Origin of the sequence: Crenalkalicoccus roseus (assembly GCF_004761865.1) — a bacterium.
GTDB classification, from domain to species: domain Bacteria; phylum Pseudomonadota; class Alphaproteobacteria; order Acetobacterales; family Acetobacteraceae; genus Crenalkalicoccus; species Crenalkalicoccus roseus.
Window position 1 is genome coordinate 1 of the sequence record NZ_SJDM01000097.1, and the last position, 1,785, is coordinate 1,785.

The 1,785-nt window shown below is 75.2% G+C and carries 3 protein-coding genes; 2 read left to right on the forward strand and 1 reads right to left on the reverse strand.

Annotation, left to right across the window (positions count from 1 at the left end; genetic code table 11):
• Together ET526_RS20995 and ET526_RS21800 are read left to right on the forward strand one after the other, a co-directional pair.
• A partial coding sequence (locus ET526_RS20995) for a hypothetical protein (protein WP_456305135.1) occupies positions 1-234 on the forward strand: 234 nt, incomplete at its 5' end.
• A 150-nt stretch (positions 235-384) separates the two neighbouring features.
• Positions 385-1,209 (forward strand): DUF3489 domain-containing protein, encoded by an 825-nt coding sequence (locus ET526_RS21800; protein WP_204623754.1) that lies wholly within the window; start codon positions 385-387, stop codon positions 1,207-1,209.
• A 20-nt stretch (positions 1,210-1,229) separates the two neighbouring features.
• Here ET526_RS21800 and ET526_RS21005 read toward each other — a convergent pair.
• Positions 1,230-1,785 (reverse strand): DNA-methyltransferase (locus tag ET526_RS21005; RefSeq protein ID WP_135471033.1); only part of this gene is annotated, 556 nt, incomplete at its 5' end.

The following is a 1,785-nucleotide window of genomic DNA, read 5'->3' on the forward strand; positions in this document are numbered from 1 at the left end:
GCGGTGCGGGCCTTCCTCGACAGCCGCCACGGGCGCCACTTCGCGGACGAAGTCAGCAACCATCTGCACGCAGGCACCGGGCTCGCGGACGCCATCACCAGGGCCACCGCGACCTGGATGGGCTGGCGCATCGACCGGCGCACGGCACGGGAGACCGGCATCCCCGCCGGGCTGCCCTACCTCACGGGCTTCGTGATCCACGAGGGCATCGCCGCGGAGGACGCGCGCGACTGACCAGCGCCGCGCGCCGCGACGCGGCGCCGCCACCGCCCCGACCGGGTCCGCGGGCTCCCATCGCGGCAAGCCGCGATGGGAGCCCGAGCCCGGCGGGGCTCCCGGCAGTAGGGGGCCGAGGGTCGGCTCCCGCAACCGGAGACCCCGACGATGAAGCTCACCGACACCCAGCGCACCATTCTGACCGCCGCCGCGCAGCACCCCGAGCGCCTCGCCTATCCGCCCGAGAGCCTGCCCGCAGGGGCGCGGCAGTCGGTCGCGAAGGCCCTGCTCAAGAATGACCTGGTGATCGGCGTGCACCGCCCCGCCTACGACGCGGTCGCGAAGTGGACGGTGGACGGCGACGAGATGCTGCTCAAGATCACCGACGCCGGCCTGCGCGCCATCGGCATCGAGCCGGAGAGCGAGGTGGTCGAAGACATCGAAGCGGCCTTCGACCCGCTCACCGGCACCGCCGGGGCCGCGCCGGTGGCCAACACGGCGACCACGGGCGGGGAGGACACCGCCGGGGCGGATGTCCCCGCCGAGGCCGCCGAACCCGCCCACACCGCGCCCACGCCCGCCCCACGGGCCCGCCTGCGCGACGCTGCCGCGGCCGTGCTCGCCGCCTGGGACGACGACGCCAACCGCGCGATGGACATGGTCAGCGCCCTCGACGGGCCGATGGCGGGCCTGCGCGCCGCCCTGGCGGGGGTCACGCCCGCCCGCGCTCCGCGCGATCCCGCCGCGCCGCGCAAGCCGCGCGCGGGCACCAAGCAGGAGACGGTGCTGGCGATGCTGCGCCGCCCCGAGGGCGCGACGGTGGCGCAGATCGCCGAGGCCACCGGCTGGGCGCCGCACACGGTGCGGGGGTTCTTCGCCGGCCTCAAGAAGCGCCAGGGCATCACCGTGATCGCCGCCGAGCGCGTGCGCCAGGTCGGCCCGAACAAGGAGGGCGCGAAGGGATCCTTCACGATCTACCGCATCGCCACCTGAGGAGGCCAACGCCACGCGGATCACGCCGCCGCCCGCGCCCCGCGGGCGGCGGCGACGTCGTCGAAGACCCGCTCCTCCCCGGCCAGCACCGCGGCCCGGCCCGTGAAGACCTGCCAGCGCCGCACCGCCACATCGACATAGCGGGAGTCGATGTCCATGGCGTAGCAGACCCGCCCCGTGGTCTCCGCGGCGATGATGGTGCTGCCGCTGCCGCAGAAGGGCTCGTAGGCCGCCTCCCCCGGGGCGCTGTTGTTCAAGATCGGCCGGCGCATGCATTCCACGGGCTTCTGCGTGCCGTGCACGGTCGCCGCGTCCTCGTCGCCGCCGGTGCCGATCGGCCACAGCGTCGCCTGGTCCCGCGCCCCCTGCCAGTGCCCCGTCGCGCCCTTGCGCACCGCGTAGAGGCAGGGCTCGTGCTGCCAGTGGTAGTCCCCCCGCCCCAGCACGAAGCGCGGCTTGGCCCAGACGATCTGGCTGCGCACCGCGAAGCCGGTCGCCTCGAGGCTCTCGATCACGATGCGGGCGTGCACGCCGGCGTGCCAGACGTAGGCGACGTCGCCCGGGAACAGCGCCCAG

Coding starts and splice junctions, on each gene's coding strand:
- ET526_RS21800 (WP_204623754.1), top strand. CDS start 385: ATGAAGCTCACCGACACCCAGCGCACCATTCTGACCGCCGCCGCGCAG.